Genomic DNA, 26,118 nt, shown 5'->3' with positions numbered 1-26,118 from the left:
CGGCGTGGGAGGAAGGAATTGGGTTCACGGGCTCAATTGTATGTATGGCGCCAGCTCCGTACCCAGAACTGCAGCGCTTCGCCCAATGCGGTCTGTGGAGAAGGCTGGGGCAGGCCCAGGTGGGTGGCGGCGGTGCGAAGCGTGGCCAGGGGGACGCTCAGGTCCAGGGCGGGGGCGCCGTGCTGCTTGGAAAGTTTCTCGCCGTCAGGCATGAGCACCAGCGGCGTATGCAGGTACTGCGGGGCGGGCAGGCCCAGGGCGCGCTGCAGCAGCATCTGGCGGGGCGTATTGTCGGCGAGGTCGGCGCCGCGCACCACATGGGTGACGCCCTGCAGGCCGTCATCGACGACCACGGCGAGCTGGTAGGCCCACAGGCCATCGGCCCGGCGCAGCACGAAGTCGCCGACGCTGTGGGTCACGTCCTGTTGCTGGGCGCCCATGCGGCGGTCCTGCCAGCGCAGCACGGGGTGGCGGCCGGCAAAGTGGTCCAGCGCAAAGCGCCAGGCGCGGGGGCTCTTGCCATGCAGGCCGTCGCGGCAGGTGCCGGGGTAGGGGCGCTCCACATGGCGTTCATGGATCCAGCCCAGGCGGTCCCAGGCGGCCTCGATGTCCTTGCGCGTGCAGCCGCAGGGATAGGCCAGGCCGCTGGCCTTGAGCTGCTCCACAGCGGCCTCGTAGAGGGCGCCGCGGCGGGATTGCCAGACCGGCTCCTCGTCGGGCAGCAGGCTGCAGGCGGCGAGCTGGCCCAGGATGGCCATGTCGGCACCGGGCTGGCAGCGCGGGGGATCTATGTCCTCGATGCGCACCAGCCAGCGCCCGCCGTGGGCCCGGGCATCCAGCCAGCTGGCCAGCGCTGCCACCAGGGAGCCTGCGTGCAGCAGGCCCGTGGGCGAGGGCGCAAAGCGGCCCACATAGGGGGAGGCCGCGGTGGCAATGCCGGGATCGGGGGACTGAGGGACGGCGCAAATCATCGGGGCCGGATGTTAAAGCCTCGCGCCGCCCCTTGCCATGACCTGGGAGCCGGACACTGCCCCGGCTCAGTCCGCAACCATGGCCAGCGCCATCTCCAGCCCCGAGACAAAGGCATCCTCGACACGGCGGCCAATGCACCAGTCGCCGCACAGGCCCAGGCCGGCGTCCTTGTTGCGCAAATGGCTGCTGCCCAGCGGCGACAGGGTCTGGGCATGGGGCCAGAGATAGACGCTGGCATGGCGGGGGGGGATGCGGATGCGCGTGATCTCGCCAAAGGCCTTCTGCATCTTGGCCAGCACGCGGGGCGCGTCGTCGGAGCGGTGCTCCTGGGACCATTGGGGGCTGGCCAGCACGGTCCATCGCTCGCTCTGGGAGCGTCCCGGCTTGGACGATTCGCGCGCCACCCAGACTGCACGCTCATGGGTGGTACGGGCTGCATTCCACTGTGGGCCCAGGGTGGACAGGCCGGCCTCGGTGGCCATGGGATAGGACAGCGTCAGCGCCCAGCACGGTGCCATCTCCACGGCCGCCATGCCCTGCACCAGCGACAGGGCCAGGGGCGTGGTCTGCAGCAGCTGGCGCGCCTGGGGCGCGGGCAGGGCGAGTATCACTTCATCGAATCCCGTGCGGATCTGCGTGGTCGGCTCGGTCGTCTCCACATGCAGGCTCCAGCCGCGCGAGCCGGGCTGGCGTTCGAGCTTGGTCACGCGCTGGCCCAGATGCAGGCGGTCGGCGTCCCACAGCGGCGCGGCCCAGGCCATGGGCAGGGCCTGCATGTCGGGCGTGGCCACCCAATGGGCCTCGGTGGGTGCGGGTGCGGCGCTGGACTGGCGACCCTGCGCATCCAGCACGCGCAGCGTGCTCACGCTCCAGGGGCGGCACAGGCCGGGCACGGTCTGCAGGGCCAGCTCGAAGCGCTTGTCGCGCACGGTGAAATACTGCGCGCCGATGTCGAAGGCGCCATGCGCGGCGTTGACGGAGCGCATGCGCCCGCCCACCTGGGGCAGCCGTTCGTAGACATGGACATCGTGGCCGGCCTGCATCAGCGTGCGGGCGCAGGCCAGGCCCGCCATGCCGGCACCGATCACGGCGATGCGGCGCGCGCCGGCCTTGGGGCGCGCCTTGGAGGCTTCGGGGGGCTTGGTGGCCTTTTTCTTGACCGTGGACTTGGAGGCGGCGCGGGAAGCGTTCATGGAGCAGACCTTTGCGGGCAGTGGCAGATTCCGGGAAGCATGTCCTTGCCGGCCTGCTTCGCCGCAGCGGCGGAGCAGGCCGGGACCTGTAACCACTCTACACCCGCACAGACCGCCCGGCGGCGTGCGCCAGCTCAATGTCGGTGATGATTTTCCATGAGAGCGCGGCGCGTGGCGGGGCTTTCCAGCTGCTGCAGCCACCACTGCAGCGCGCGCGGCGGGTCCTGCTGCGGCGGGCAGGACCATGCGTAGTGCATGCGCACATTGCGCGAGGGCCGGGCGACCTGGCGCGTTACCAGCAGGCCGGCCTGCACATAGACGTCGGCCATGAAATGGGGCAGGAAGCCGCAGCCTATGCCGCGCACCTGGGCCTCGATCTTGGCCTGCATGGAGTCCACGGTGAAGATGTCCTGGCCGCTGAGCAGGCCCATGCTGGCGCTGTCGCGCAGGCCTGAATCGGCCACGGCGATGATGCGGTGCTGCAGCAGCGTCGCGTCGGTGATGGGCTCGGGCGCCGTGGCCAGCGGATGGTGGGGCGCCACGGCAAAGACGAAGTCCAGCTCGCCCAGCTCGCAGGCCTGCAGGCCCGCCACGTTGCTGGAGTTGACGGCCACGCCGATGGCCAGGTCGGCGCGGCCCGAGGTCAGCGTCTCCAGCGTGCCGGTGAGAATGCCGTCGCGCAGCTTCAGCCGCGTGGGCGGCTGCATGGCGTAGAAGGCCTCGACCAGTTCCAGCATGGGCGTGCGCGCCACGGCGCCGTCCACCACGATGGTCAGGTGCGGCTCCCAGCCCGTGGCCACACGGCGCACGCGGTGGGCCACGGTGTCGATCTCATGCAGCAGCCGGGTGCCTTCGCGCAGCAGTTCCCGGCCGGCCTCGGTGGGCTGGGCGTGGCGCGAGCGGCGGTCGAACAGCAGCACGTCCAGCGCATCCTCGATCTGGCGCACGCGGTAGGTCAGGGCACTTGGCACCAGGCCCAGCTGGCGTGCGGCGGCGGCAAAGCTGCCGGCCTCGGCAATGGCCTGGAGCATGGCCAGGCTGTCGGGAGTGAGCACGTCGCGGGGGCTGGGCATGGGGCGTTATGGATTCAAAAGCTTTGAATGATGCCATCAATCCCGCTGTGCCTGGCCTGCTACAGCGGCTTCTACAGTGGAGCCACCGACGCAAGAGTTTTGAAGATCTGACCAGTTGAAAGGGACATACACATGATCGCCCTGCGCAAATCCCGCGAACGCGGCCATGCCGACCACGGCTGGCTGCGCTCGCACCACAGCTTCTCGTTTGCGGGCTATCACGATCCGCGCCACATGGGCTTTGGCAACCTGCGCGTGATCAATGAAGACCATATCGCCCCGGGTACGGGCTTTGGCGCCCATGGCCACAAGGACATGGAGATCATCAGCTACGTGCTCGAAGGCCGGCTCTCGCACAAGGACAGCATGGGCAATGAGCAGACCATCTCGCCGGGAGAGGTGCAGCGCATGAGCGCCGGCTCGGGCGTGGTGCACAGCGAGCACAACCACGCACCAGGCCAGACCACGCATTTCCTGCAGATCTGGCTGCTGCCCAGCGAGACGGGCATTGCGCCCGGATATGCGCAGAAAGCCTTCGCCGACGAGGAAAAGCGCGGCCGCCTGCGCCTGGTGGTCTCGCCCGATGGCGCGGATGGCTCGGTCACCGTCCATGCCGATGCCCGGCTCTATGCCGGCCTGTTCGACGGCGATGAGCACGCCGAAATGGAGCTGCCCCCCGGCCGCAAAACCTATGTGCACCTGGTGCGCGGCGCGCTGAGCGTCAATGGGCAACGGCTGACAACGGGCGATGCGGCCCTTGTGGAGAATGAACCGCGACTGCGCCTGCACGACGGGGAACAGTCCGAGGTCCTGGTGTTCGATCTGCAAGCCTGAGCATTCACGAGGAGTAACCATCATGCTGAACCGTCTGAGCAACCCGCTGGCGCTGGCCGGCCGCATCCTGATCGCGCTGATGTTCGTGCCTGCGGGCTTTCAGAAAATCGGAGGCTTCGCCGGCACGGTGGGCTATGCGGCCTCGGTGGGCATGCCCATGCCGCAGATCGGCGTGGCCGTGGCCCTGGTGGTGGAGATCGTCGGCGGGCTGGCCCTGCTGCTGGGCTGGTGCACGCGCTGGGCGGCCCTGGCGCTGGCCTTCTTCACGCTGGTGGCCAGCTTCTTCTTCCATGCCTACTGGAGCGTGCCGGCTGACGCGGCCATGATGCAGCAGCTGCTGTTCTGGAAGAACATCGCCGTCACGGGCGGCCTGCTGGGCTTTGCCGCCCATGGCGCCGGTGGCTGGAGTGTGGATGCACGGCGCCATTGAGTGGCCCGCGCACTGCCGCCAGCTCCTTTATTTTTGTTAGGCTACCGGCCTGAGTGGGCCCCGCAGCAGCGCTGTGGGGCCTTTTGGCGTGGATGATCGATGAATGTGGCGCCTGCCGGCCTGGAGCCGTGGCCGGCGCCCGAGGATTTCTTGTATGGCAGATATCGTGGTGGTCTACCACTCGGGTTACGGGCACACCCAGCGCATGGCCCAGGCCGTGGCCGATGGCGCGGGTGCGCGCATGCTGGCCATAGACAGCGACGGCCAGCTGCCTGCCGGCGGCTGGGAGCTGCTGGCGGCGGCAGATGCCATCATCTTCGGCTCGCCCACCTACATGGGCGGGCCCAGCTGGCAGTTCAAGCGCTTTGCCGATGCCTCGTCCAAGCCGTGGTTCGTGCAGGCCTGGAAGGACAAGCTGTTCGCCGGCTTCACCAACAGTGCCAGCGTCAACGGCAACAAGCAGACCACGCTGGACTATCTGTTCCAGCTGGCCATGCAGCACGGCGGGCTGTGGGTGGGCAGCGGCATGCTGCCGTCCAACGCGCGCGCCGCGCAGCGCAACGACCTCAACTGGATAGGCGCCTTCAGCGGCGCCATGGCGCAATCGGCCTCGGATGCCTCGGCCGCCGAGATGCTGCCGGGCGACCTGGAGACCGCGCGCCTGTTCGGCGAGCGCGTGGCGCAGCAGGCGCTGCGGCTGGTGCGCCAGGCCGGCGCGGCTTGATCGGCCGGCTCCACTGAACCTCACGCACCCAGCCGGTCCAGCAGGCTGTACCAAGCCACCCCTGCCGCTATGTACAACCGTTGCAACCCATGCAGCGGTATCGGCTGAACCGGCGTTACCGGAAAGGGGCAGGCCGGCGCATTTCCGCCGGCCATCAGCGCGGCCGCCTCCCGCCCCAGCAGGGTAGCCATGGCAATGCCGCGGCCGTTGTAGCCCAGGGCCATGGTGATGCCGGGGGCAGGCTGGTGCAGGTGGGGCATGAAGTCGCGTGTGACGGCGATGCGCCCTGCCCAGCGGTACTCGTATTGGAGGGGGCCCAGTCCGGGGAACATCAGCGCCACGGCGCGTTCCAGGTGGGCATAGTCGCCTGCACCCTGCGGGTCCGCAAAATGTCCGCGCCCGCCCATGAGCAGACGGCCTTGTGCGTCCTTGCGAAAGTACAGCAGCAGGCGCTGCGAGGTCGAGCCTGTCTCGCCCCCGGGCAGGATGTGCGCGCCCGCCTTGCCCAGGGGCTGCGTGGCCACGATGAAGCTGTTGGCTGCCAGTACCGTGCGCGCCAGGCCAGGCCACAGACCATCGGTATAGCCGTTGGTGGCCAGCAGCACCTGCCTGGCCTGTATGCGTTGACCCTGGGCCGTGGTGGCGGCCCAATGGTCCGTGCCCTGTCGCTCCAGTGCCAGCACGGGCGATCCGCTGTGGACCTGCGCGCCCAGGGTCTGTGCGGCGCGCACCAGTCCGCGCACGTAGGCCAGCGGCTGTATGGCGCCGGCGCGGCCATCCAGCCAGCCGCCTGCAAACGCGGGCGTGCCGGTGCGTGCTGCCGTAGCAGTGCGGTCCAGCAGTTCCACGCGCACGCCGCGCCGCTCCCACTGCCGGGCGCGCGCATGCATGCCGTCCACCGCCTGCTGGGTGTATCCGACCTGCAGCCAGCCGGCGCGCACGGGCGCACAGTCGATGCCGTGGCGTTCGATCAACCCGTACACAAGGTCGGCCGAGCGGGAGACGGCGTCGATCAGCCGCTCGCCAAGAGCGGCACCGTGGATGCGCTGCAGTTCGTCGGGGTCGTACTTGAGGGTGGGGTTCACCTGGCCGCCGTTGCGGCCCGACGCGCCCCAGCCGGGAGCATGGGCGTCAAGCACGCACACGCTGGCGCCGCTTTCGGCCAGGTGCAGTGCTGCCGACAGGCCGGTATATCCCGCGCCGATCACCAGCACGTCGGTGGTGGTCAGCGCTGCTGCCAGCGGTGGCGTGGGCGGTGCGGCGGGTGCAGTGGCCGCCCACAGCGATGGCGCTGACGGGTGCGACAGCACGGGGCGTACCGACGAAGACGATGCGATGGAGGCGGTAGCTGCCATCGTCATGCCGCACCTTCTGATGGCGCACAGTGCTGGTGCAGCACGCGCCGCAGGAAGTCCTGCGTGCGTGCATGGCGCGGTGCGCCCAGCACCTGGGCCGAAGGGCCTTCCTCCACGATGGTGCCGCCGTGCAGAAAGCACACGCGGTCGGCCACCTCGCGAGCAAAGGCCATCTCGTGCGTGACCACGATCATCGTCATGCCTTCTTCGGCCAGCTGGCGCATCACGCCCAGCACGTCGCCTACCAGCTCGGGGTCCAGGGCCGAAGTGGGTTCGTCGAACAGCATGGCCTCTGGCTTCATGGCCAGGGCGCGGGCAATGGCCACCCGCTGCTGCTGCCCGCCCGAAAGCTGTGCGGGCCAAGCCTGTGCCTTGTCTGCCAGACCTACCTTGCGCAGCAGCTCCAATGCCTCGGCATGGGCCTGGCCGGGCGCCTGGCCCTTCACATGGATGGGGCCTTCCATCACGTTCTGCACCACGGTGCGGTGCGGGAAGAGGTTGAAGCGCTGGAAGACCATGCCCATGCGGCTGCGCAGCGCGTGGATGGACGGCGCGCGTGTGTCCACGCGCTCACCGAAGGCGCGCACCTCGCCGCCCTGGTACGACTCCAGGCCGTTGATGCAGCGCAGCACCGTGGACTTGCCTGATCCCGAAGGGCCGATCAGACACACCACTTCTCCACGTGCCACGCGCAGGTTGACGCCCCGCAGCACGCGATGCTCGCCGTAGGCCTTTTCCAGGTGATCGATCTCGATCATGGCGACTTCCTTCCCGCTCCAAAGCGCTTTTCCAGACGCCTGAGCCCCCATACCAGCGGCAGGCTCATGGCCAGGTAGAGCAGGGCGACCAGGGTGTAGACCGTCATGTTCTGGAAGGTGGACGCTGCGATCAGCTGGCCCTGGCGCGTCATCTCGGCCACGGTGATGGTGGAGACCAGGGACGAGTCCTTGAGCATCATCACCAGGGTGTTGCCGTAGGGCGGCAGCGCTATGCGGAATGCCTGCGGCAGCACCACGCGGCGCATGAGCAGGGCCGGTCGCATGCCCATGGCCAATGCGGCTTCCCGCTGGCCTGGGTCCACCGCCTCGATGCCGGCGCGGAAGTTTTCTGCCTGATAGGCCGAATAGGCAATGCCCAGGCCGATCACCCCGGCCTGGAAGGCGGTGAGCTGGATGCCGACCTCGGGCAGCACGAAGTAGATGTAGAACAGCTGCACGATGATGGGCAGGCCCCGTATCACATTGACCACGGTCGACGCGGCCCACGAGACGGCGCGCACGGGTGAGAGCTTGCCCAGCGCCAGCACCAGTCCGATCGCGCTGGACAACAGGAACGACAGCGCGGTGACCTGCACCGTGACCACCGCTCCTTGCAGCAGGATGGGCAGGAACTCTCGCGCGTGCTGCACAAATGCTTGCATGGCGTACTTTCCTCGAAGGTGTCATTGCCGTGCATTGCGCGGCAAAGGGGGCTGATGCGCGAGGCGATCCGACGGGCGTCCGATGTCCTCAGAAGCCCCACTTCTTGACGATCTGGGCCAGGGTGCCGTCTGCCTTGATGGTGGCGATGGCCTTGTTCAGGCGGGCCAGGGTTTCTGTGTCACCCTTGCGCACCACCAGGCACACATCCCCCACGTTGGAGGGCTTGTAGCTTTCGGCCAGCTTCACGCCCTGGAAGCTGTGCTGGCGTATCTGGTAGGCAATGATGGGCTGGTCACCCAGCCCTGCCTTGATGCGGCCAAGCGCCAGGTCGAGCGTCATGTCGGCTACCGAGTCGTAGCTGCGCACTTCCCTGAAGATGCCCTTTTTCTGCAGCAGGTCGTAGAACACCGTGCCCACCTGGGCACCGACGACCTCGCCCTTGAGATCGTCCAGTGACACATAAGCCTTGGCATCGTCGGCCTTGACGATCAGGCCCTCGCCGTAGGAGTAGACCGCATCGCTGAAATCGACCACCTGCTGGCGTGCGGCGGTCTTGAGCATGGCCGCCGAGATGATGTCGATCTTGCTGGATGTGAGCGAGGGGATCAGCGCCGCAAAGCTGGTCTGCTGCACATGGGCCTGGAAGCCTCCGGCCTTGGCCACGGCCTGCATGGTGTCGACCATCATGCCCTGGATGCTGTTGCTCTTGACGTCCAGAAAGGTGAACGGAATGCCTGTGGGCGTGGCGCCCACGTTGTAGCTGGCCGGGGCACTGCCGCCTTGCGCCGCAGCCAGCGCGACGGCGCCGGCGGCACACAGGCCCAAGGCGAGGTGGAGGACGCGGTGGACAAAACCTGGCATAGCCTGACTCCTTGGCGTGAACGACGGAAGGAAAGAGCAGGGACAGGTCACCTTGGGGGCAGCCCCTCGCCTGCAGCGGAGAATTCTCGGAACCGTGCCAATGATCAATGTGGATGAATCTTCAAGAAATAATAGAAAACCACTAAGCAATTCAAAGAAATCGATATGCGATTCTTTTGATGTGGATGCCTATACTTGCCGCCATGCAAGCACCGTCTCAACCCGCTTCGTCACCGATGGATGACGACACCAACCCCCTGTTCAACCAGTCGCTGGAGAAGGGCCTGGCCGTGCTCTGCGCCTTCAGCGCGCAGCACCGGAGCATGACGCTGGCCGATGTGGCTGCCGCTGCGGGCATCAACAAAAGCTCGGCGCAACGCATGGTGTTCACGCTGGAGCAACTGGGCTACGTCCGCAAGCATCCGCAAACCCGGCGCTACCAGCTCGCGCCGCGCGTCATGCGCGTGGGCTACAACTACCTGGCGGCCAACCCGGTGATCGACCTGGCCAATCCGTATCTTTCGGAACTGACCAAGATCACGACCGAGACCACCTGCCTGACCGAGCCCGACGGGCTGGAGATGGTCTACGTGGCACGCTTCATCAGCGCCCAGTTTGTGCCGGTGCACATGCCCATTGGAAGCCGCATCCCCATGTACTGCACTGCCTCGGGGCGTGCCTGGCTGAGCGCACTGCCCGATGAAGAAGCCCTGGCCCTGCTGCGCCAGAGCGAGCGGACCGCGCACACACGTTTCACCATCACGGACGAGGCCGCCATCCTCAATGAGCTGGCCCAGGCGCGTCAGCGCGGCTATGCCGTCAACCGGGAGGAACTCTTTCTGGGCGACATGACGCTGGGCGCGCCCGTCATCGGCAGCCATGGCCGCCCCGTGGCTGCCGTGCACATCGTCGCGCCGACCAGCCGATGGACGGTGGAGGAGGCGCAGGCCCGCCTGGGCCCAGGGCTGCTGGCCTGCGCCCGCTCGCTCAGCAACTCGGTGCGTGCCCTGGGTTGAACGGCAGCCGATGCTGCAGCCGGCACGGCCGCATTGGTGGTGCACGCCGCAAGCGTGGCGTGCATGCCCCGGGCTTCAGGTCAGGGCTGGGGGATCGGCCTATGCAGACGGAGTCTCCTGGGCCTGCGGATGCTCCAGCTGGGGGGCGGCCGCCAGGTCCGCGTCCACGGCGCGGCGCTCGTCGAAGACGAAGCAGCCGCCGTCATAGAAGGCGCCGTCGGTCTCCTCGAAGTACTTGAGGATGCCGCCCTCGAGCTGATAGACATGGTCCAGGCCTTCGTCCTGCATGAGGATGGCGGCCTTCTCGCAGCGTATGCCGCCCGTGCAGTAGCTGACCACGGTCTTGCCGGTCAGTTCGGCCTTGTGGGCACGCAGCGCGGGCGGGAATTCGGTGAACTTGGTGATGCGCCAGTCGATGGTGCCCTTGAAGGCGCCGGCATCGACCTCGAAGTCGTTGCGCGTATCCAGCGTCACCACCTCGCGGCCCTCGTCATCGTGGCCCTGCTGCAGCCAGCGGCGCAGCGTGGCGGGGCTGACAGAAGGCGCGCGACCCTCTGCCGGACGGATGGTGGGGTGGTCCATGCGGATGATCTCGCGCTTGACCTTGACCAGCATCTTGCGGAAAGGCACGGTGTCGGACCAGCTTTCCTTGGGGGCCAGGTCGGCAAAGCGCTCATCGGTGCGCAACTGATCGACGAAGCTGTGCACCGCCTGGGCGGGGCCTGCCAGGAAGAAGTTGATGCCTTCCTCGGCCAGCAGGATGGTGCCCTTGAGTGCCAGGGCCTGGGCGCGTTCGGCCAGGGTGTCGCGCAGCGCCGCTGCGTCGGGCAGCGGCGTGAACTTGTAGCAGGAAATATTGAGGATATCGGGCACAGGCAGGCAGGCGGGGGCGGCAAGGGCCGCAGGTTGGATCGGGTCGCCGGCGAGGGGCGGCCCGATCAGCCGCCCGACACCAGCAGGGCCTTGATTTTATTGGCCAGCTGGGCCACGGCCAGCGAAGCCGGTGCACCGGGCATGGATTGCAGCAGCAACTGGCGTCGCATCACGGCCTCGCGCACGGCCGGGTCGGAGGGAATGTCGCCCAGGTGCGTGAGCCGCAATGGCTCGCCGGAGGCCGTGCTGACAAAGCGGTTGAGCACCTGCTGGAGCTGACCCGTGATGGCGCGGCCATCGCCGGGACGCGCGGCCTGGTTGATGGCCAGGCGGATCTGCTGGCGCTTTTGCTGAATGGCAAGCACCTTGATGGCCGCATAGGCATCGGTCAGCGAGGTGGGCTCGGGCGTGGCGATGACCAGCACTTCGGTGGCCATGGACACCGAGAACAGCACCACGTCGGAGATGCCCGCGCCCGTGTCCAGCAGCACGATGTCGTAGCGAGGAGCCAGCGTCTCGATGGTGTGCGTGAACTGCTGGCGGATCTCGGGCGTGAGCCGCGAGTACTCGATCATCCCCGAGCCGGCCAGCAGCACCGAGTAGCCGCCGGGGGCGGGCAGGATGGCTTCCTCCAGCGTGGAACGGCCGGTGAACACATCGTGCAGCGTGACCTTGGGGTAGAGGTTGAGCACCACGTCCAGGTTGGCCAGGCCCAGGTCGGCATCGAGCACCAGGACCTTGAGGCCATGGCGTGTCAGCGCTGCGGCCAGGTTGGCCGAAACGAAGGTCTTGCCCACGCCGCCCTTGCCGCTGGTCACGGCGATGATGTGTCCGCGCGGCTTGGCGCGCACGGCATCGCTCATCGAAACGGCAGCGGGCAGGGAGGGGTGGGGAATGGCGTTGTCGCTTACCACCGGGCTATCAGCGGAGTCCATCTTCGGGGTCCACATCGGTTGCAATATCTGGATTCAGCCCATTGTCAAACGGGGAGGGGGCATACAAAGGTCCGAAAAGCAGGCTTTTTTCCTCCGCGCTTACCGTACTGTCTGGTTGTTCTTCAATGTGCACGCGGTTGCGGCCGGCAGACTTGGCCAGGTACAACTGTTTGTCGGCACGCTCGGTCCACAAGGTCGTGGTGCTGCGTATCCACTGCAGCGCATAGGCGCCGCCGATGCTGATGGTGATCTGCAGTGTCAACGTGGGTGAGATGACCACCGGCATGCGCTCGATGGCGCTGCGTATGCGCTCGGCCACGGACAGGCCGAACGTCGCAGGGCAGGCCGGCAGCACGATGGCGAACTCCTCGCCTCCGTAGCGGGCCAGCGTGTCCATGGGGCGCACGCAACTGGTCAGGGTCCGGGCCACCGACTGCAGAACCCGGTCGCCGACGATATGGCCGTGCTGGTCGTTGATCTGCTTGAAATGGTCGATGTCCAGCATCAGCATCAGCGCCGCTTCGCCCGAGCGCGCCACGCGGTCGATCTCGCGCTCGGCAATGGTGCGGAAATGGCGGCGGTTGGCCAGCCCCGTGAGCGGGTCGCGCAGCGACAGCGAACACAGTTCGTCGATCAGCGCCTGCAGGTAACGCGTCGGCGAATCCGTGGGCAAATGGACCGCCCCGCCAGCGTGGGTAACCAGCGCGTGGGCTGTGGCCAGGCGCAGGTCGCGCAGGTATACGGATTGGTGGGAGGCGGGGGCAGTCACAGAGGGCTGAATCAAAAGCCGGTGAAGTGTATCAGTGTGTAGGCTCAATTGTCGCCGCGCCGGCGTCGACTTTTGCACCATCGCTGGTAACAGATGTTGATCCCGGCCGAGATATGAAGGGCGGCAGGGCCAGCGCGGCGAGGAATTCCGCATCGGTGCGGTACAGCCGCAGGTGCGGCCCGCGGTGCAGGGCGCCGGCGCGCAGCAGCACCTGCTCGGCCGGCAACTTCAGGCCCACCACGTGCAGCACGCCGCTGCGCTTGGCCACCAGCAGCTGCAGGCGCACGAAGGTCTCCACGCCCGTCACGTCGATGCGGTTGATGGGCTGGGCCAGCAGGCACAGGTGGTGCGTCTCGGGGCGCAGCGCCCATTCGTCGCCGATGCGTCGCTCCAGGGCTGAGGCCGAGCCGAAGTCCAGCTCGGCATCCATGCGCAGGGCCAGCAGGCCTGGCGCCAGCGGAGGCAACTGCCAGAGGTTGCGGTCGCGCAGGCTGCCATCAGGATGCTGGCCCACCTCGATGATGCGCGGGTGCAGGCGCTGGTAGAGGAAGTAGCCCAGGCTCAGCACGATGCCCGCGAACACGCCCCAGTACATGCGCGGCGCCGTGACGATGGTCAGCAGCAGCGTGGCCAGGGCAATGCTGCCCTCCACGCGCGACACCTTGAACAGCTGCAGCAGCACACGCGGCTTGACGAGGTTGACCACGGCCGTGATCACGATGGCCGCCAGCGCCGCCTTGGGCACGTGGTACAGCGCCGGGATGAACCACATCACCACGATGACCACCAGCAGGATGGAGAACACGTTGGACCATCCCGTCTTGGCGCCGGCCAGCAGGTTCACGGCCGAGCGCGAGAACGAGGCGCTGGTGGCAAAGCTGCCGAACAGGCCCGCACTGATCTTGGACAGGCCCTGGGCGACCAGGTCCTGGTTCTCGTTCCAGCGCGTGCCGGCCTGCTGGTGCTCCACCTGGGCGCTGGAGGCCGTCTCCAGAAAGCTCACCAGCGAGATCACCAGCACCGGCATCACCAGGGCGCCGAACTCGTCCCAGCTCAGCAGCCCCGGCAGCTGGAAGCTGGGCAGGCCCGCGGGCAGATGGCCGACCACGGCGCCGCCGTCGTCGGCAAAGTCCGTGGCCCAACTGATCACGCCGGTCAGCGCGATGATGAAGATGGCCGAGGGAAAGGCCGCACGCCAGCGCTTGGCGAGCACGAGCAAGGCAATGCTGGCCATGCCGTAGACGATGGACTGCCAGTCGAAAAGCTGCAGCGACGGCGTGTTCCAGACGGCACCCCAGGTCGAGCGCAGGCCCAGCAGCGTAGGCAGCTGCGAGGCCAGGATCAGCAGCGCCGCAGCCTGCGTGAAGCCCGTGAGCACGGGCGAGGTCACCAGGTTGAGCAGCCAGCCGGCGCGCATCAGCCCCAGCGACCACTGCACCAGGCCCGACAGAATCGCCATCCATGCGGCCAGCGCCACCCAGTGCGCGGAGCCGGGCTCGGCCAGGCCCGTGAGCGAGGCGCCGATCAGCAGCGCGCTCAGGGCCGTGGGTCCCACGCCCAGACGGGGCGAGCCGCTGAACAGCACGGCCACCAGGGCCGGAACGATGGATGCGTAAATGCCCGTGATCAGCGGCATGCCCGCAAGGGCAGCATATGCCACGCCCTGGGGCAGAAGCATCAGACCAACGGTGAGACCTGCCCAGAACTCCCCGCGCAGCACGGCTGCCGAAGGTTTGGGCCATGCCAGGAAGGGAAACCAGCGCGCCAGGGAATGCATGGCCGCTATTGTCATGCTAACTGGATGGTGCCCGGATGTTCGGGCTTGTCCTACAGGCGCTTGCGTCGGCGTCGTATGGGTTTGTCCCAGGGCCCTCAATAAAGTCGAGGCCTGTGTTGACCGCCTCACAACTATTCAAGGAGTAACCGCATGACTTTCATCACCCAACGCTGCTGCCAGATCCTCGCCGTGTCTGCCCTGGCCTTCGGCCTTGCCGCCTGCGGCAAGACCGAAGACACTGCGGGCCAGAAGCTCGACTCTGCGGTTCAGCAGTCCCAGCAGGCCGCGCAGAGCGCCGGCCAGAAGATCGACAACGCCATGAGCAGCGCCGGCACCAAGATTGAGGAAGGTGCTGCCAAGGCCGAAGCGGCCACCAACAACGCCATGAGCCAGGCAGGCGCCGCACTCGACGACGCCGGCATCACGGCCCAGATCAAGGCCGACCTGATCAAGGAGCCCGATATCTCCGCCCTCAAGATCGACGTGGACACCAAGGCAGGCGCCGTGACGCTGACCGGCTCGGTCCCCAGCGAAGCACTCAAGATGCGCGCAGGCGACATTGCCAAGTCCGTCAAGGGCGTGAACAACGTCAGCAACATGCTGGAGATCAAGGCCAGCTGATCGCAGCCACCGGCTCCGTTGCCCTTGTGAAAACCAGGCGGATTCCCCGCCTGGTTTTTTTATGCCTGAACGCTGCAGCCCAGCGCATAAGATGCGCTGCATGAGCACACCCGACCTGCAGATCAGCACCCATCTCATCCACCATCCCTACCAGCCGCCCGAGGGCTTTGTTGCGCCGCAGCCGCCCGTGCACAAGGCCTCGACGGTGATCTTCGAGAACGTGGCGGCCATGCGCCGCCGCCAGTGGCTGGACAAGAGCAGCTATACCTACGGCCTGCACGGCACGCCCACCACCTTCTTGCTGGAAGAGCGCCTGAGCGCGCTGGAAGGCGGCCTGCAGTGCCTGCTGGTACCCAGCGGCCTGGCTGCGATTGCGACCACCTCCCTGGCCCTGCTGCGCACCGGCGACGAGATGCTGCTGCCCGACAACGCCTACGGCCCCAACAAGACCCTGAGCGAGGGCGAGCTGGCCCATTTCGGCGTGCGCCACCAGTGCTATGACGCCATGGATGTTGCCGACCTCGAAGCCAAAATCACGCCCAAGACGCGGCTGGTCTGGCTGGAGGCGCCGGGCTCGGTGACCATGGAGTTCCCCGACCTCATCGCCATGGTGCGCCTGTGCCGCGAGCGGGGCGTCACCACCGTGCTGGACAACACCTGGGGCGCGGGCCTGGCCTTCAATCCCTTCGATCTGCTGGCCGATGGAACGCACAGCCTGGGCGTGGATGCCACCGTGCATGCGCTGACCAAGTACCCCAGCGGCGGTGGCGACGTGCTCATGGGCAGCATCATCACGCGCGACCAGGCGCTGCACATGCGCATCAAGCTGGCGCACATGCGCCTGGGCCTGGGCGTGGGCGGCAACGACACCGAGGCCGTGCTGCGCTCCCTGCCCAGCATTGCGCTGCGCTACCACGCACAGGACCGCGCCGCGCGCGAGCTGGCGCGCTGGCTGCAGCAGCAGCCGGCCGTGGCCCAGGTGCTGCACCCGGCGCTGGAAGGCGCTCCCGGCCACGAGAACTGGAAGGCGCTGTGTGGCGCAGCCGCAGGCGGCGAGGGCGTGGCCGCCGGCCTGTTCAGCGTGGTCATCGATCCGCGCCACGGCCAGCAGGCCGTGGACCGCTTCTGCGACAGCCTGCGCCTGTTCAAGATCGGCTACAGCTGGGGCGGTCCCATCAGCCTGGTCGTGCCCTATGAGCTGTCGTCCATGCGCAGCTGCCCCACGCCCCAGCTGCGCAGCGGCACCGTGGTGCGCTTTGCCATCGGCCTGGAAGCGGTGCAGGACCTGCGTGCCGACCTGGAGCAGGCCCTGGCCGCCGCGTTTGCATAGTTGAGCGCCAGGCGCAGGTGACATCTGCCTGTCACCTGCGCCGCCGATGCTCGCTGGCTTCATACCACCCCACGGAGGCCTTCGGGCCCCGGTCCAGCATGAAGCACAAAGAGAGCATCACCAACATCCTGCAGCAGGCGAAAGCCGGCTCCCGCGAATCCGGCCTCGTGGCCAGCCGCCGCCATTTCGTGCGCGGCATGGGCGCCTCGGCCCTGGCGCTGCCACTGGCTGGCTGCGGCGGGTCGGATGGCGACAGCCGCATTCCCGTCGAGTTCCGCCACGGCGTGGCCAGCGGCGACCCGTTGAGTGACCGCGTCATCCTCTGGACCCGCGTGACGCCGCCGCAGGGCCATTCCAGCGACATCGAGGTGGAGTGGGAAGTGGCATCGGACGCCGACTTCAAGACCCTCGTGACTTCGGGCAAGGCCATGGCGCGCGCCACCCAGGATTTCACCTTCAAGGCCGATGCCACGGGCCTCAGGCCCGCCACGCGCTACCACTACCGCTTTCGCTGCCAGGGCATGACCAGCGCCACGGGCCGCACGCGAACCCTGCCCGTGGGCGCCGTGCAGCAGGTCAAGCTGGCCGTGTTTTCCTGCGCCAACTACCCGGCCGGCTACTTCAATGTCTACGCGCATGCGGCACGCCAGGGCGACCTGGACGCCACCGTGCATCTGGGCGACTACATCTACGAATATGCGCGCGGCGGCTATGCCAACGGCAAGGCCGAAGCCATGCAGCGCCAGAGCCTGCCGGCCAACGAAATCGTCAGCCTGGCCGACTACCGCCAGCGCCATGCCCAGTACAAGAGCGATGCCGACCTGCAGGCCCTGCATGCGGCAGCGCCCATGATTGCGGTTTGGGACGACCACGAAGTCTCCAATGACACCTGGATGCACGGCGCCGAGAACCACCAGCCGGCCACCGAAGGCGACTTCGAGCTGCGCAAGGTGGCCGCGCTCAAGGCCTATCACGAGTGGATGCCCACGCGCAACGCACAGCCCGAGATCATCTACCGCAGCTTCGCCTTCGGCGACCTGCTGGCGCTGCACATGCTGGACACGCGCGTCATCGGCCGTGACGAACAGCTGGACTACGCCGACTATTTCACGGCACAGGGGCTGGACGCGGCGCGCTTTTCCTCCGACATGGCCAATCCCGCACGCCAGCTCATGGGCGCCACGCAGACCCAGTGGCTTGGCCAGCAGATGGCGGCCTCGCAGGCCACCTGGCAGGTGCTGGGCCAGCAGGTGCTGATGGGGCGCATGGAGCTGCCGGCGCCCTTGCTGATGGACATCCTCAGCCCCGGCAGCGGTGTCTCGCTGCCGGCCTACGCGGCGCTGCTGGCCAAGGCCCAGGCCAACCCGGCCAGCCTGACGGCGGCGGAAAAGGCCATCCTGGCCCAGCCCAGCATTCCCTACAACCTCGATGCTTGGGACGGCTACGCCGTGGCTCGCGAGACCGTGCTGGCCACGGCGCGCAGCCTGGGCAAGAACCTGGTCGTGCTGGCCGGTGACACCCACAACGCCTGGGCCAGCGAGCTGCGCGACCGCAGCGGGCAGGGCGTGGGCGTGGAGTTCGCCACCTCGTCCGTCAGCTCGCCCGGCTTCGAGGACTACCTGCCCGGCCAGGATCCGGCCCAGTTGCGTGGCGCGCTGCTGCAGTTCATCAACACGCTCAAGTACTGCGATACCTCCCGCCGCGGCTACATGATCGTCACGGCAACCCCCCAGGCCTGCCAGGCCGAATGGATCTATGTGGATACGGTGTTCAGCCGCCAGTACCAGACCGTGCGGGACGCGGCCTGGAAGGTGCTGCCCGGCCAGCCGGGCAAGCTGGTGCAGGCCTGAGGGCGGACCGGGGTGCGGGCCTGCGCGGTCTGGGCGGGGGCCCTCGGTAGTTTCCGCCATGGCAGCGCGGCCATGGCTGCGCTAACTTGGGGCTCGCTGATCCAGGAGGTCCAGGCATGCAGGCATCCCCCGCTCCCGAGAAAGCTTCCGACCACCCGGCTGGCGCGCTGCAGGTGCAACCGCTGCGCATGGCCGATCCCTGGCGCTGGCTGGCGCTGGGCTGGCGCGATCTGCGGCGGGCGCCGGGCGTTGCGCTGTTCTATGGCCTGTGCTTCTGGGCCATGGCCCTGCTCATCGGCTGGGTGTTCCGTGCCAGCCCTGAATACAGCATGGCCATGGCCAGCGGCTGTCTGCTCATCGGCCCCTTCCTGGCCATGGGCCTGTACGACACCAGCCGCAGGCTGGAGCGGGGATTGCCGCCGGAGCTTGGCAGCTCGCTGACCTGCTGGGACACGCAAATGGGCAGCATGGGCATGCTGGTCATGGTTTTGCTGGTGCTGGAAATGCTCTGGGCGCGCGCCTCCATGGTGGTGTTTGCCGTGTTCTTCGATACCGGCATGCCCACCACGGCCGGCATGCTGCAGGCCGTGGCACGGCCGGAGAATTGGGAGTTCCTGGCGATCTACGTGCTGGTCGGCGGCGCCTTCGCGGCCCTGGTGTTCGCCAGCATGGTGGTGGCGCTGCCGGCCATGCTGGACCGGGGCAGCGATGCGCTGACGGCCTGCATCACCAGCATGCGCGTGGTCGGCCTCAACCTGGCCGTCATGCTGCAATGGGCCGCGATCATCACCGTGCTGGTGGCTGCTGCGCTGTGGTGGCACGGCGTGGGCCTGCTGCTGGTGGGGCCTTTGCTGGGCTGCGCCAGTTGGCATGCTTACCGCTGCAGCGTGGGTGAATCTGCCGACCCTGCGTCCCCCCTATCCTGAGGTTTTACGGCCGGGCCCCGTCTTGCGGCTACAGTGGGGCTTGCAACAACAGAGGAGTCCACCTGTGGCGACACCCAACTACGCCTATGAAAAACGCCAGCGCGAACTGGCCAAGAAGCAGAAGAAGCTTGAAAAGGAGAAGGCCAAGGCCGAAAGAAAACCCGACGACCATGAGGGCGGCGGTATGGCGGGTGAAGACCAGGCATTCCCCGCAGCGGCGCATTCCGGCGAGGAAGGCCGCAGCAGCTGACAGCCTGGCTGCCCTGTGCTCAGGGCAGCAGTTTGCTGAGCTGTGGCCAGACGTTGTCCAGCATGCGCGGCTGGGCCTTGGCCGTGGGGTGGATGCGGTCAGCCTGGAACCACTGGGCCGAGTCGGCCGCATCGCCTATACCGGCCAGCAGGAAGGGCACGAGCGGTACCTTCTGCTCTTGCGCCACCTTGGAGAACAACTGCTCGAACTGGCGCGTATAGCCGCTGCCGTAGTTGGGAGGCACCTGCATGCCCACCAGCAGCACCTTGGCCCCTGCATCACGGGCCGCGCGTACCATGGCGTCCAGATTGCCCTGCGTGCTTTGCAGCGGCAAGCCGCGCAGCGCATCGTTGCCTCCCAATTCGATCACCACCACCGACGGCTTGTGCTGCTTGAGCAGGGCCGGCAGGCGCGAGCGGCCGCCCGAGGTGGTCTCGCCGCTCACGCTGGCGTTGACCAGTGGCACATTTTTCTGGCTCTCCTGCAGGCGCTTTTGCAGCAGCGCCACCCAGCCCGTTCCGCGGGCCAGACCGTACTCGGCACTCAGCGAATCGCCCAGCACCAGCAACGGGCCGGCGTCTGCAGCCCGGGCGGGCATGGCCGTCCAAGTACCCAGCAGACCGAAGGCCAAGCCGGCCGAGATAAAGTGGCGGCGTCGGCGCATTGCGCGCAGCTTGTCTTGCATCGTCTTCCCATCCTCCATGTCACAAAGCACTGCCCAGCCCCTGATCGAAGTCGAGCATGTCTTCAAGTCGGTCAGCGATTCGACCGGAACACTGGATATTCTGAGGGATATCGATCTGCGCTTCGCGGCAAGGGAAACCGTGGCCATTGTCGGTGCCTCGGGCTCGGGCAAGAGCACGCTGCTGTCCATACTCGCAGGCCTGGATACGCCCACGCGCGGCACGGTGCGGCTGCAGGGCCAGGACATGTTTGCGCTGGACGAGGATGCGCGCGCTGCCGTGCGTGCGCAGAAGCTGGGCTTTGTCTTCCAGAGCTTCCAGCTGCTGGGCAATCTGACGGCGCTGGAGAACGTGATGCTGCCGCTGGAGCTGGCCGGCAGCCGCGACGCCCGCCGCCGCGCCACCGAAATGCTGGAGCGCGTGGGGCTGGGCCAGCGCCTGGGCCACTATCCCAAGCTGCTGTCGGGCGGCGAGCAGCAGCGCGTGGCGCTGGCCCGCGCCTTCGTGGTCGAGCCCGCCGTGCTGCTGGCCGACGAGCCCACGGGCAGCCTGGACTTTGCGACCGGCGAAACCATCATGGAGCTGATGTTCGCGCTCAACCGTGAGCGCGGCACCACGTTGGTCATGGTCACGCATGACCGAGCCATCGCCGCGCGCTGCGAGCGGCGCGTGACCATCGAGGCCGGCCGCGTCGCCAGCATCGAAGAGGGGCAGGCGCTGGCGGCCTGATCGGCCGCCGGGTCAAGCGGCTGCAACCAGTGGCAGGACCTCAGGCGGCGACAGCTTCGCGCCGCCCGGCCGCCTCGCAGGCCGCGGCCGTGAAGATCACGTCCGTGGAGGAGTTGAGTGCGGTTTCGGCCGAGTCCTGGATCACGCCGATCACAAAGCCCACGCCCACCACCTGCATGGCCAGATCGTTGGAGATGCCGAACAGGCTGCAGGCCAGCGGAATCAGCAGCAGCGAGCCACCGGCCACGCCCGAGGCGCCGCAGGCGCACACCGCGGACACCACGCACAGCAAGATGGCGGTCAGCAGATCGACCTGGATGCCCAGGGTATGGGCCGCAGCCAGCGAGAGCACGCTGATGGTGACGGCGGCGCCGGCCATGTTGATGGTGGCGCCCAGCGGGATGGAGACGCTGTAGGTGTCCTCATCCAGGCCCAGGCGCTTGGCCAGCGCCAGGTTCACCGGGATGTTGGCGGCCGAGCTGCGCGTGAAGAAGGCCGTGACCGCGCTCTCGCGCAGGCAGGTCAGCACCAGGGGATAGGGATTGCGGCGCGTCTGCGTCCAGACGATGAACGGATTGACCACCAGGGCCACGAAGAGCATGCAGCCCAGCAGCACGGCCAGCAGGTGGGCATAGTCCAGCAGCTTTTCCAGGCCCGACTGGGCAAAGGTGCCCGCCACCAGGCCGAAGATGCCCAGCGGCGCCAGGCGGATCACGCCCTGGATCACGCGGGTGATGGCCTGGCCCAGGTCATGCATCACGGCGCGCGTGGTCTCAGAGGCGTGGCGCAGGGCCAGGCCCATGGCCACTGCCCAGGCAAGGATGCCGATGTAGTTGGCATTCATCAGCGCGCGTACCGGGTTGTCGAAGGCGCTTTGCACCAGGGCCATCAGCACTTCACCAATGCGCCCAGGCGCGCCCTGGGCGGGGGCGGCGTCCTTGAACTGGATGGTGGACGGGAAGGCCATGCTGGCCACCACGGCCACCACGGCCGCGGCAAAGGTGCCCAGCACATACAGCCACAGGATGGGCCGTATCTGCGTGGCGTGGCCGGGCCGGTGGTTGCTGGTGGCCGAGACCACCAGCAGCAGCACCAGGACAGGTGCAACGGCCTTGAGGGCGGAGATGAACAGCGTCCCCAGCAGGGATACGGACTGGGCGGCCTCGGGCCAGAGCCAGGCCAACAGGCCGCCGGCGACCAGACTGATGGCGATCTGGCCCACCAGGCTGGTGCGGGCAAGCCAGGCAAGAAAGGCTTTGAGCATGATGGTTGAGAAAGAAATGGAAAAACAGGGCGATGAAAAATGCAAAGCGGCATGCCCGTGGCTTCGGTGCATGCCGCAATGAGAGGGGCCCGCTGGAAAGCGGCCAACCCGCGCAGTGTAGCGGCTACGTAAAAACCACAGGAGCCGTTGCGTGCAGACGGGCTTCGTCCGGCGGGTGCCGGGGCTGCGCCCAATTGGCGGGATAATCGCGCCCCATGTCGTCCCCCAAAGTTCTCTTCGGCTTCCACGCCGTCGGCGTGCGCATGAAGACCGCGCCCCAATCCATCATCGAGGTCTACTACGAGGCCACGCGCCGTGATGCGCGCATGCGCCAGTTCCTCGACCGCGCCAAGTCGGCCGGCGTCCGGCTGATCGAGGCCGACGGTGAACGCCTGGCCAAGCTCGCCGGCAGCCACGGCCACCAGGGCGTGGCCGCGCGCGTGGAGGCGGTGGCACAGGTGCATTCGCTGGATGAACTGCTGGAGCAGCTGGAGGCCGATGGCGTCAGCAACCCGCTGCTGCTGGTGCTGGACGGCGTGACCGATCCGCACAACCTCGGCGCCTGCCTGCGTGTGGCCGATGGCGCAGGCGCCCATGCGGTGATTGCCCCCAAGGACCATGCGGTGGGCGTGAACGCCACCGTGGCCAAGGTGGCCAGCGGCGCGGCCGAGACCGTGCCCTATTTCATGGTCACCAATCTGGCGCGCACGCTCAACGAGCTCAAGGAGCGCGACATCTGGATCATCGGCACCAGCGACGATGCGCCCAAGACCCTGTACGAGGTGGACCTCAAGGGCCCCACGGCCCTGGTGCTGGGCGCAGAAGGCGACGGCATGCGCCAGCTCACGCGCAAGACCTGCGACGAGCTGATCGGCATTCCCATGATGGGTGCCGTCTCCAGCCTCAATGTGTCCGTGGCCAGCGGCGTGTGCCTGTACGAGGCGCTGCGCCAGCGCGGCCTGGGCACCACGCCTGCCGTATCCGCCGCCCCGGCCGACCAGATCTAGGCTGGCGCGCCGTCGGCGCCCAGCTCCACCACGCTCTCGAAGCCGCCCCAGAACATGCGCTTGGCGTCGAAGGGCATGGTGGCCGGGTCCATGGAGGCAATGCGCGGGTCCTTCATGACGGCGGCATTGATGCGGTCGCGCTCCGCGCGCGAGGCATAGACGATCCATGAAAAGAACACGATCTCGCCTTCCTTGAGCTGCACGGCCTGGGGAAACGAGGTCAGCTTGCCCATGGGCACGTCGTCGCCCGCGCATTCCCAGTACTGCAGCGCGCCGTATTCCATCCAGACCTTGCCTGCGGCCTCGGCCACCTCGCGGTAGGCCTGCAGGTTGGCCCGGGGAACGGGCAGTACGAATCCGTCGATGTAGTGCATGGTGCTCTCCTGGTGAAAACCGGCGTCAGAGCCGGGCTGCGAGTTCCGCCAACTGGTCTGCGCACTGGCCCCAGCCGCTGTGAAAGCCCATGGCCTCGTGCTGGGCGCGGTCGGCGGCATTCCAATGGCGCACCCGGGCGGTATAGCGGGTCTGGCTACCTTCGGGGTCGAAGGTGACGATGCCCGTCATGAAGGGCTTGTCGGCTGGCACCCAGCTTTGGGTGAAGGCGTCGGTGAAGACCAGGCGCCGGTTGGGAATGACTTCCAGGTAAACACCGCTGCCGGGCATCTCCTGGCCTTCGGGGCTGCGCATGACGATGAGGCTGTGGCCGCCGGGCCGCACGTCGTTGTCCACCCGGGCCACGCCCCAGGGGCTGGGTGCAAACCATTGCTGGATCAGCGCCGGCTCGGTCCAGCAGCGGTAGAGCCTGTCGGCGGGGATGTCGAACAGGCGCGTGAGCACCAGGTCGTTGGCGTGTTCGGGAAGGTCTTGTGCTGTCATGGTGCTCCTCATTGCATGGAGTGCAGGCCGATGCGGTTGCCCTCGGTGTCCACCACGACGGCGCAGTGGCCGTGGGGGCCGATGGAGAATTTGGCCTGCTCGATGCGCCCGCCTGCGGCCTCGACGCGCCCCTGTTCTATGGCGCAGTCCTCGCAGCCGAAATAGACCAGCGTGCCGCCGCCGCCGGAAGGTGCGCCGTCCATCCGCACCAGCATTCCGCTCGCGCCGGGGCCTGTCATGTCCATCGGAAAGGACAGCATCTCCTGGCTGTCGGAGCCATCGGGCGCGGGCAGGTGCTCCAGCTTGCCCTGGAAGACGGTTTCATAGAACCGGCGCGCACGCGCCATGTCCTGCACATGGATCTCGAACCAGACGACGGGATTGGCGTTCATGAGGACTCCTTCGTGGGTGACAGAGGCAATGTGTCGGCCGGCCTTGTTCAGGCCTCGCCCTTGACGTTGACCATCCAGGGTGTGTTGAAGCGGTCCGTCACCATGCCAAAGCCCGGCGACCAGAACGTGGCCTGGAAGGGCATGGTCACCTTGCCGCCCTCGGCCAGCGCGTTGAAGATGCGGCCGCCTTCGGTGGCGTCGTCCACGCCGATCGAGATCCACATGCCCTGGGCCTGCTGGTAGCCGCCGCCACCGCAGTTGTCGGTGGCGTCCGAGGCCATCAGCGCCTGGTCCTTGACCTGCAGGTGGGCATGCATGATCAGGCGCTTGTCGGCCTCGGGCATCTGCTCCATGCCCGGCGTCTCGCCAAAGGTGCTCTGGTGCACGATGGTGCCGCCGAACAGCCTGGCGTAGAAGGCGAAGGCCTCGGCGCAGTTGCCGTTGAAGTTCAGATAGGGGATGAATTGCATGGAACGCTCCTGGGAGGGACGGTGGCGAGGGGAGTGGAGGAACGGGAGGACGGGACGACGGGAGGAGGGGACCAGGAGGCTTCAGCCGCCGTCATGCGCGCGCTCAAGAGCGGCGATGTCCAGCTTTTGCATGCCCAGCAGGGCCTGCATCACGCGCTGGGCGGCGGCCATGTCGGGGCCTCCCATCCAGTTCGCCATCTGGGACGGAACGATTTGCCACGACAGGCCATGGCGGTCCTTGAGCCAGCCGCATTGACGCGCCGCCGGGTCGCCGCCCTCGGACAGGGCGCCCCAGTAGTGGTCTATCTCGTCCTGTGTATCGCAACTGACCATCAGCGAGACGGCCTCGTTGAAGCGGAACATGGGGCCGCCGTTGAGCGCCAGAAAGGGCTGGCCTTCCAGCTCGAATTGCACCGTCATCACGCTGCCCGCCGGCCTGCCGTGGATGTCGTGGCCTGCTTCGCCGTAGCGCGCAATGGCCGTGATGCGGGAATCGGGAAAGACTTCCGTATAGAAGCGCGCCGCCTGCTCGCCCTGGTTGTCGAACCAGAGGCAGGGCTGTATGCGGCCGGTGTGCAAAGCCATGCTTGTCTCCTTGGTGACGGTGATAACCGTTTTATGCCGTTTGATGCCGGCTTTTTATCGATTTCTGCCCGGCGTGTGTACGCCGTTCACATATGCTAGGGACTAAAATGGACGCTGTCCACATCAAGCGCTGTCAGCTTCGGTGTCAAGCTGTAAATCGGCGGGGCAGGGCTGTCTTCCCTCTCGGGTGATGTGGCCACGCAGAAAAAAGGAAGCAAAACAGTGACGCAGCGACGTGTCAGGCGTGAGTCATATCACCATGGCGACCTGCGCCAGGCCCTGGTCGAGGCTGGCCTGGCGCTGGCGCGTGAAGGCGGTCCCCAGGCGATCGTGCTGCGCGAGGCCACGCGCCGGGCGGGCGTGGCGCCCAATGCAGCCTATCGTCACTTTGCCAACCGCCAAGCGCTGTTTGATGCCGTGCGCGCTGCGGCCCTGGGCGCACTGGCCGCAGCCATCGAGGCCGAAATGGCCCAGGCGCGCACCCTGCCCGATGTGCTGCAGCGCTCACGCGCGCTGCTGGCCGCCGTGGGGCGCGGCTATCTGGGCTTTGCCCAGACGGAGACCGGCTGGTTTCGCACGGCCTTTGCTTCGGTCGAGTACGACGTGGACCTGCCGCCCGACACCACGCGTGCAGCGGCCATGGGACTGAACCCGTTCGAGCTGCTGGGCTATGCGCTGGACAGCATGGCCGAGGCCGGCGTGCTGCCTGCCGAGCGCCGGCCCCAGGCCGAGTTCCTGGCCTGGTCCGCGGTGCACGGCATGGCCTTGCTGGTGATAGACGGGCCGCTGCGCCACGCCACCGCCGAGCAGCGGCGCGCGCTGGCGCTGCGCCTGCTGGAGATGGTGGAAAAAGGCATTTGATGCGTGGCGGGGCGACACTGCCTCACAATGGCCTGCCATTT

General features: G+C 67.3%; 30 protein-coding genes. 12 read left to right on the top strand and 18 right to left on the bottom strand.

Features of this window, described 5'->3' with window-relative positions; genetic code table 11:
• Positions 1 to 32 precede the first annotated feature (32 nt).
• The 3 genes from gluQRS to PO605_RS18930 all read right to left on the bottom strand — a co-directional run bounded on the left by gluQRS (position 33) and on the right by PO605_RS18930 (position 3,238).
• Complete coding sequence (gluQRS, locus tag PO605_RS18940; protein ID WP_047475381.1) at positions 33 to 971, bottom strand: tRNA glutamyl-Q(34) synthetase GluQRS; 939 nt, start codon at positions 969 to 971, stop codon at positions 33 to 35.
• Positions 972 to 1,037: 66 nt separating this feature from the next.
• On the bottom strand, positions 1,038 to 2,165 hold the full coding sequence (locus tag PO605_RS18935; protein ID WP_016447173.1) for an NAD(P)/FAD-dependent oxidoreductase: 1,128 nt from the start codon (positions 2,163 to 2,165) through the stop codon (positions 1,038 to 1,040).
• A gap of 134 nt (positions 2,166 to 2,299) precedes the next feature.
• Positions 2,300 to 3,238: a LysR family transcriptional regulator gene (locus tag PO605_RS18930; RefSeq protein ID WP_016447172.1), complete on the bottom strand. Its 939-nt coding sequence runs from the start codon at positions 3,236 to 3,238 to the stop codon at positions 2,300 to 2,302.
• Between the two features lie 132 nt (positions 3,239 to 3,370).
• On the opposite strand from PO605_RS18930, the gene PO605_RS18925 reads away from it, so the two are divergent.
• The 3 genes from PO605_RS18925 to PO605_RS18915 all read left to right on the top strand — a co-directional run bounded on the left by PO605_RS18925 (position 3,371) and on the right by PO605_RS18915 (position 5,226).
• Positions 3,371 to 4,072: a pirin family protein gene (locus tag PO605_RS18925; RefSeq protein ID WP_047472493.1), complete on the top strand. Its 702-nt coding sequence runs from the start codon at positions 3,371 to 3,373 to the stop codon at positions 4,070 to 4,072.
• Between the two features lie 22 nt (positions 4,073 to 4,094).
• Positions 4,095 to 4,502, top strand: a complete 408-nt coding sequence (locus tag PO605_RS18920) for a DoxX family protein (RefSeq protein ID WP_016447170.1) — start codon at positions 4,095 to 4,097, stop codon at positions 4,500 to 4,502.
• A gap of 154 nt (positions 4,503 to 4,656) precedes the next feature.
• Entirely contained in the window at positions 4,657 to 5,226 is a 570-nt protein-coding gene (locus tag PO605_RS18915; RefSeq protein ID WP_046239827.1) for a flavodoxin family protein, read from the top strand.
• Positions 5,227 to 5,246: 20 nt separating this feature from the next.
• On the opposite strand, the gene PO605_RS18910 is transcribed toward PO605_RS18915, so the two are convergent.
• The 4 genes from PO605_RS18910 to PO605_RS18895 all read right to left on the bottom strand — a co-directional run bounded on the left by PO605_RS18910 (position 5,247) and on the right by PO605_RS18895 (position 8,863).
• The gene (locus PO605_RS18910) at positions 5,247 to 6,581 is read right to left on the bottom strand and encodes an NAD(P)/FAD-dependent oxidoreductase (RefSeq protein ID WP_047472494.1); all 1,335 of its coding nucleotides are present in this window, start codon (positions 6,579 to 6,581) and stop codon (positions 5,247 to 5,249) included.
• A gap of 2 nt (positions 6,582 to 6,583) precedes the next feature.
• Positions 6,584 to 7,339: an amino acid ABC transporter ATP-binding protein gene (locus PO605_RS18905; protein ID WP_016447167.1), complete on the bottom strand. Its 756-nt coding sequence runs from the start codon at positions 7,337 to 7,339 to the stop codon at positions 6,584 to 6,586.
• On the bottom strand, positions 7,336 to 8,001 hold the full coding sequence (gene ehuD, locus PO605_RS18900) for an ectoine/hydroxyectoine ABC transporter permease subunit EhuD (RefSeq protein ID WP_016451664.1): 666 nt from the start codon (positions 7,999 to 8,001) through the stop codon (positions 7,336 to 7,338). Before ehuD ends, PO605_RS18905 begins: the two co-directional genes overlap by 4 nt.
• Before the next feature lie 88 nt (positions 8,002 to 8,089).
• Positions 8,090 to 8,863 (bottom strand): ABC transporter substrate-binding protein, encoded by a 774-nt coding sequence (locus PO605_RS18895; RefSeq protein ID WP_047472495.1) that lies wholly within the window; start codon positions 8,861 to 8,863, stop codon positions 8,090 to 8,092.
• Between the two features lie 236 nt (positions 8,864 to 9,099).
• Here PO605_RS18895 and PO605_RS18890 point away from each other — a divergent pair, with 236 nt between their 5' ends.
• Positions 9,100 to 9,879 carry an IclR family transcriptional regulator gene (locus tag PO605_RS18890; RefSeq protein WP_047472496.1) on the top strand — a complete coding sequence of 260 codons (780 nt, stop codon included), beginning with the start codon at positions 9,100 to 9,102 and terminating at the stop codon, positions 9,877 to 9,879.
• A 99-nt stretch (positions 9,880 to 9,978) separates the two neighbouring features.
• On the opposite strand, the gene PO605_RS18885 is transcribed toward PO605_RS18890, so the two are convergent.
• The 4 genes from PO605_RS18885 to PO605_RS18870 all read right to left on the bottom strand — a co-directional run bounded on the left by PO605_RS18885 (position 9,979) and on the right by PO605_RS18870 (position 14,233).
• Positions 9,979 to 10,752: a sulfurtransferase gene (locus tag PO605_RS18885; RefSeq protein WP_047472497.1), complete on the bottom strand. Its 774-nt coding sequence runs from the start codon at positions 10,750 to 10,752 to the stop codon at positions 9,979 to 9,981.
• A gap of 65 nt (positions 10,753 to 10,817) precedes the next feature.
• Complete coding sequence (locus tag PO605_RS18880) at positions 10,818 to 11,687, bottom strand: MinD/ParA family protein (protein WP_016447162.1); 870 nt, start codon at positions 11,685 to 11,687, stop codon at positions 10,818 to 10,820.
• Positions 11,674 to 12,456 (bottom strand): GGDEF domain-containing protein, encoded by a 783-nt coding sequence (locus PO605_RS18875; protein ID WP_017403908.1) that lies wholly within the window; start codon positions 12,454 to 12,456, stop codon positions 11,674 to 11,676. Before PO605_RS18875 ends, PO605_RS18880 begins: the two co-directional genes overlap by 14 nt.
• 31 nt (positions 12,457 to 12,487) lie before the next feature.
• Entirely contained in the window at positions 12,488 to 14,233 is a 1,746-nt protein-coding gene (locus PO605_RS18870) for a SulP family inorganic anion transporter (protein WP_016447160.1), read from the bottom strand.
• Positions 14,234 to 14,383: 150 nt separating this feature from the next.
• On the opposite strand from PO605_RS18870, the gene PO605_RS18865 reads away from it, so the two are divergent.
• From PO605_RS18865 to PO605_RS18845, 5 genes are all read left to right on the top strand, one after another.
• Positions 14,384 to 14,854 (top strand): BON domain-containing protein, encoded by a 471-nt coding sequence (locus tag PO605_RS18865; protein ID WP_016447159.1) that lies wholly within the window; start codon positions 14,384 to 14,386, stop codon positions 14,852 to 14,854.
• A 100-nt stretch (positions 14,855 to 14,954) separates the two neighbouring features.
• Complete coding sequence (locus PO605_RS18860) at positions 14,955 to 16,184, top strand: PLP-dependent transferase (RefSeq protein WP_272206732.1); 1,230 nt, start codon at positions 14,955 to 14,957, stop codon at positions 16,182 to 16,184.
• 98 nt (positions 16,185 to 16,282) lie between these two features.
• The gene (locus tag PO605_RS18855; protein WP_047327362.1) at positions 16,283 to 18,034 is read left to right on the top strand and encodes an alkaline phosphatase D family protein; all 1,752 of its coding nucleotides are present in this window, start codon (positions 16,283 to 16,285) and stop codon (positions 18,032 to 18,034) included.
• A 116-nt stretch (positions 18,035 to 18,150) separates the two neighbouring features.
• On the top strand, positions 18,151 to 18,960 hold the full coding sequence (locus tag PO605_RS18850) for a DUF2189 domain-containing protein (RefSeq protein ID WP_047470570.1): 810 nt from the start codon (positions 18,151 to 18,153) through the stop codon (positions 18,958 to 18,960).
• Between the two features lie 64 nt (positions 18,961 to 19,024).
• Positions 19,025 to 19,210 (top strand): hypothetical protein, encoded by a 186-nt coding sequence (locus PO605_RS18845; protein ID WP_272206731.1) that lies wholly within the window; start codon positions 19,025 to 19,027, stop codon positions 19,208 to 19,210.
• A gap of 19 nt (positions 19,211 to 19,229) precedes the next feature.
• On the opposite strand, the gene PO605_RS18840 is transcribed toward PO605_RS18845, so the two are convergent.
• Positions 19,230 to 19,895 (bottom strand): arylesterase, encoded by a 666-nt coding sequence (locus PO605_RS18840; RefSeq protein WP_016447154.1) that lies wholly within the window; start codon positions 19,893 to 19,895, stop codon positions 19,230 to 19,232.
• Positions 19,896 to 19,911: 16 nt separating this feature from the next.
• Here PO605_RS18840 and PO605_RS18835 point away from each other — a divergent pair, with 16 nt between their 5' ends.
• Positions 19,912 to 20,622, top strand: a complete 711-nt coding sequence (locus PO605_RS18835) for an ABC transporter ATP-binding protein (RefSeq protein WP_017403911.1) — start codon at positions 19,912 to 19,914, stop codon at positions 20,620 to 20,622.
• Positions 20,623 to 20,662: 40 nt separating this feature from the next.
• Here the strand turns inward: PO605_RS18835 and sstT are convergent, their stop codons facing one another.
• Positions 20,663 to 21,886, bottom strand: coding sequence for a serine/threonine transporter SstT (gene sstT / locus PO605_RS18830; protein ID WP_016447152.1), 1,224 nt, complete (start codon positions 21,884 to 21,886; stop codon positions 20,663 to 20,665).
• 215 nt (positions 21,887 to 22,101) lie between these two features.
• Here sstT and rlmB point away from each other — a divergent pair, with 215 nt between their 5' ends.
• Positions 22,102 to 22,893, top strand: coding sequence for a 23S rRNA (guanosine(2251)-2'-O)-methyltransferase RlmB (gene rlmB / locus PO605_RS18825; RefSeq protein ID WP_016447151.1), 792 nt, complete (start codon positions 22,102 to 22,104; stop codon positions 22,891 to 22,893).
• Here rlmB and PO605_RS18820 read toward each other — a convergent pair.
• The 5 genes from PO605_RS18820 to PO605_RS18800 form a co-directional block, all read right to left on the bottom strand.
• On the bottom strand, positions 22,890 to 23,267 hold the full coding sequence (locus PO605_RS18820) for a DUF1428 domain-containing protein (RefSeq protein WP_016447150.1): 378 nt from the start codon (positions 23,265 to 23,267) through the stop codon (positions 22,890 to 22,892). The two genes, rlmB and PO605_RS18820, sit on opposite strands and share 4 nt — an antisense overlap.
• A gap of 25 nt (positions 23,268 to 23,292) precedes the next feature.
• Positions 23,293 to 23,769 carry an SRPBCC family protein gene (locus tag PO605_RS18815; protein WP_272206730.1) on the bottom strand — a complete coding sequence of 159 codons (477 nt, stop codon included), beginning with the start codon at positions 23,767 to 23,769 and terminating at the stop codon, positions 23,293 to 23,295.
• Positions 23,770 to 23,777: 8 nt separating this feature from the next.
• Positions 23,778 to 24,161: a VOC family protein gene (locus PO605_RS18810; protein WP_046988004.1), complete on the bottom strand. Its 384-nt coding sequence runs from the start codon at positions 24,159 to 24,161 to the stop codon at positions 23,778 to 23,780.
• A 47-nt stretch (positions 24,162 to 24,208) separates the two neighbouring features.
• Entirely contained in the window at positions 24,209 to 24,631 is a 423-nt protein-coding gene (locus tag PO605_RS18805; RefSeq protein WP_017403916.1) for a VOC family protein, read from the bottom strand.
• Between the two features lie 81 nt (positions 24,632 to 24,712).
• Positions 24,713 to 25,216: a VOC family protein gene (locus PO605_RS18800; protein ID WP_047327360.1), complete on the bottom strand. Its 504-nt coding sequence runs from the start codon at positions 25,214 to 25,216 to the stop codon at positions 24,713 to 24,715.
• A gap of 222 nt (positions 25,217 to 25,438) precedes the next feature.
• Between PO605_RS18800 and PO605_RS18795 the strand changes: the two genes are divergently transcribed.
• Complete coding sequence (locus PO605_RS18795) at positions 25,439 to 26,077, top strand: TetR/AcrR family transcriptional regulator (RefSeq protein ID WP_016447146.1); 639 nt, start codon at positions 25,439 to 25,441, stop codon at positions 26,075 to 26,077.
• Positions 26,078 to 26,118 lie beyond the last annotated feature (41 nt).

The organism is Delftia sp. DT-2 (assembly GCF_028401915.1).
Classification (GTDB): Bacteria; Pseudomonadota; Gammaproteobacteria; order Burkholderiales; family Burkholderiaceae_C; genus Comamonas; species Comamonas tsuruhatensis.
Note: the sequence above shows the minus strand (reverse complement) of the source record. Positions and strands in the feature narration are given on the sequence as shown.

Bases quoted from the DNA above. Each gene is read 5' to 3' on its own strand.
- gluQRS (WP_047475381.1), bottom strand. From the start codon at position 971: ATGATTTGCGCCGTCCCTCAGTCCCCCGATCCCGGCATTGCCACCGCG.
- PO605_RS18935 (WP_016447173.1), bottom strand. From the start codon at position 2,165: ATGAACGCTTCCCGCGCCGCCTCCAAGTCCACGGTCAAGAAAAAGGCC.
- PO605_RS18930 (WP_016447172.1), bottom strand. From the start codon at position 3,238: ATGCCCAGCCCCCGCGACGTGCTCACTCCCGACAGCCTGGCCATGCTC.
- PO605_RS18925 (WP_047472493.1), top strand. From the start codon at position 3,371: ATGATCGCCCTGCGCAAATCCCGCGAACGCGGCCATGCCGACCACGGC.
- PO605_RS18920 (WP_016447170.1), top strand. From the start codon at position 4,095: ATGCTGAACCGTCTGAGCAACCCGCTGGCGCTGGCCGGCCGCATCCTG.
- PO605_RS18915 (WP_046239827.1), top strand. From the start codon at position 4,657: ATGGCAGATATCGTGGTGGTCTACCACTCGGGTTACGGGCACACCCAG.
- PO605_RS18910 (WP_047472494.1), bottom strand. From the start codon at position 6,581: ATGGCAGCTACCGCCTCCATCGCATCGTCTTCGTCGGTACGCCCCGTG.
- PO605_RS18905 (WP_016447167.1), bottom strand. From the start codon at position 7,339: ATGATCGAGATCGATCACCTGGAAAAGGCCTACGGCGAGCATCGCGTG.
- ehuD (WP_016451664.1), bottom strand. From the start codon at position 8,001: ATGCAAGCATTTGTGCAGCACGCGCGAGAGTTCCTGCCCATCCTGCTG.
- PO605_RS18895 (WP_047472495.1), bottom strand. From the start codon at position 8,863: ATGCCAGGTTTTGTCCACCGCGTCCTCCACCTCGCCTTGGGCCTGTGT.
- PO605_RS18890 (WP_047472496.1), top strand. From the start codon at position 9,100: ATGGATGACGACACCAACCCCCTGTTCAACCAGTCGCTGGAGAAGGGC.
- PO605_RS18880 (WP_016447162.1), bottom strand. From the start codon at position 11,687: ATGGACTCCGCTGATAGCCCGGTGGTAAGCGACAACGCCATTCCCCAC.
- PO605_RS18870 (WP_016447160.1), bottom strand. From the start codon at position 14,233: ATGCATTCCCTGGCGCGCTGGTTTCCCTTCCTGGCATGGCCCAAACCT.
- PO605_RS18865 (WP_016447159.1), top strand. From the start codon at position 14,384: ATGACTTTCATCACCCAACGCTGCTGCCAGATCCTCGCCGTGTCTGCC.
- PO605_RS18860 (WP_272206732.1), top strand. From the start codon at position 14,955: ATGAGCACACCCGACCTGCAGATCAGCACCCATCTCATCCACCATCCC.
- PO605_RS18855 (WP_047327362.1), top strand. From the start codon at position 16,283: ATGAAGCACAAAGAGAGCATCACCAACATCCTGCAGCAGGCGAAAGCC.
- PO605_RS18850 (WP_047470570.1), top strand. From the start codon at position 18,151: ATGCAGGCATCCCCCGCTCCCGAGAAAGCTTCCGACCACCCGGCTGGC.
- PO605_RS18840 (WP_016447154.1), bottom strand. From the start codon at position 19,895: ATGCAAGACAAGCTGCGCGCAATGCGCCGACGCCGCCACTTTATCTCG.
- PO605_RS18835 (WP_017403911.1), top strand. From the start codon at position 19,912: ATGTCACAAAGCACTGCCCAGCCCCTGATCGAAGTCGAGCATGTCTTC.
- sstT (WP_016447152.1), bottom strand. From the start codon at position 21,886: ATGCTCAAAGCCTTTCTTGCCTGGCTTGCCCGCACCAGCCTGGTGGGC.
- rlmB (WP_016447151.1), top strand. From the start codon at position 22,102: ATGTCGTCCCCCAAAGTTCTCTTCGGCTTCCACGCCGTCGGCGTGCGC.
- PO605_RS18820 (WP_016447150.1), bottom strand. From the start codon at position 23,267: ATGCACTACATCGACGGATTCGTACTGCCCGTTCCCCGGGCCAACCTG.
- PO605_RS18815 (WP_272206730.1), bottom strand. From the start codon at position 23,769: ATGACAGCACAAGACCTTCCCGAACACGCCAACGACCTGGTGCTCACG.
- PO605_RS18810 (WP_046988004.1), bottom strand. From the start codon at position 24,161: ATGAACGCCAATCCCGTCGTCTGGTTCGAGATCCATGTGCAGGACATG.
- PO605_RS18805 (WP_017403916.1), bottom strand. From the start codon at position 24,631: ATGCAATTCATCCCCTATCTGAACTTCAACGGCAACTGCGCCGAGGCC.
- PO605_RS18800 (WP_047327360.1), bottom strand. From the start codon at position 25,216: ATGGCTTTGCACACCGGCCGCATACAGCCCTGCCTCTGGTTCGACAAC.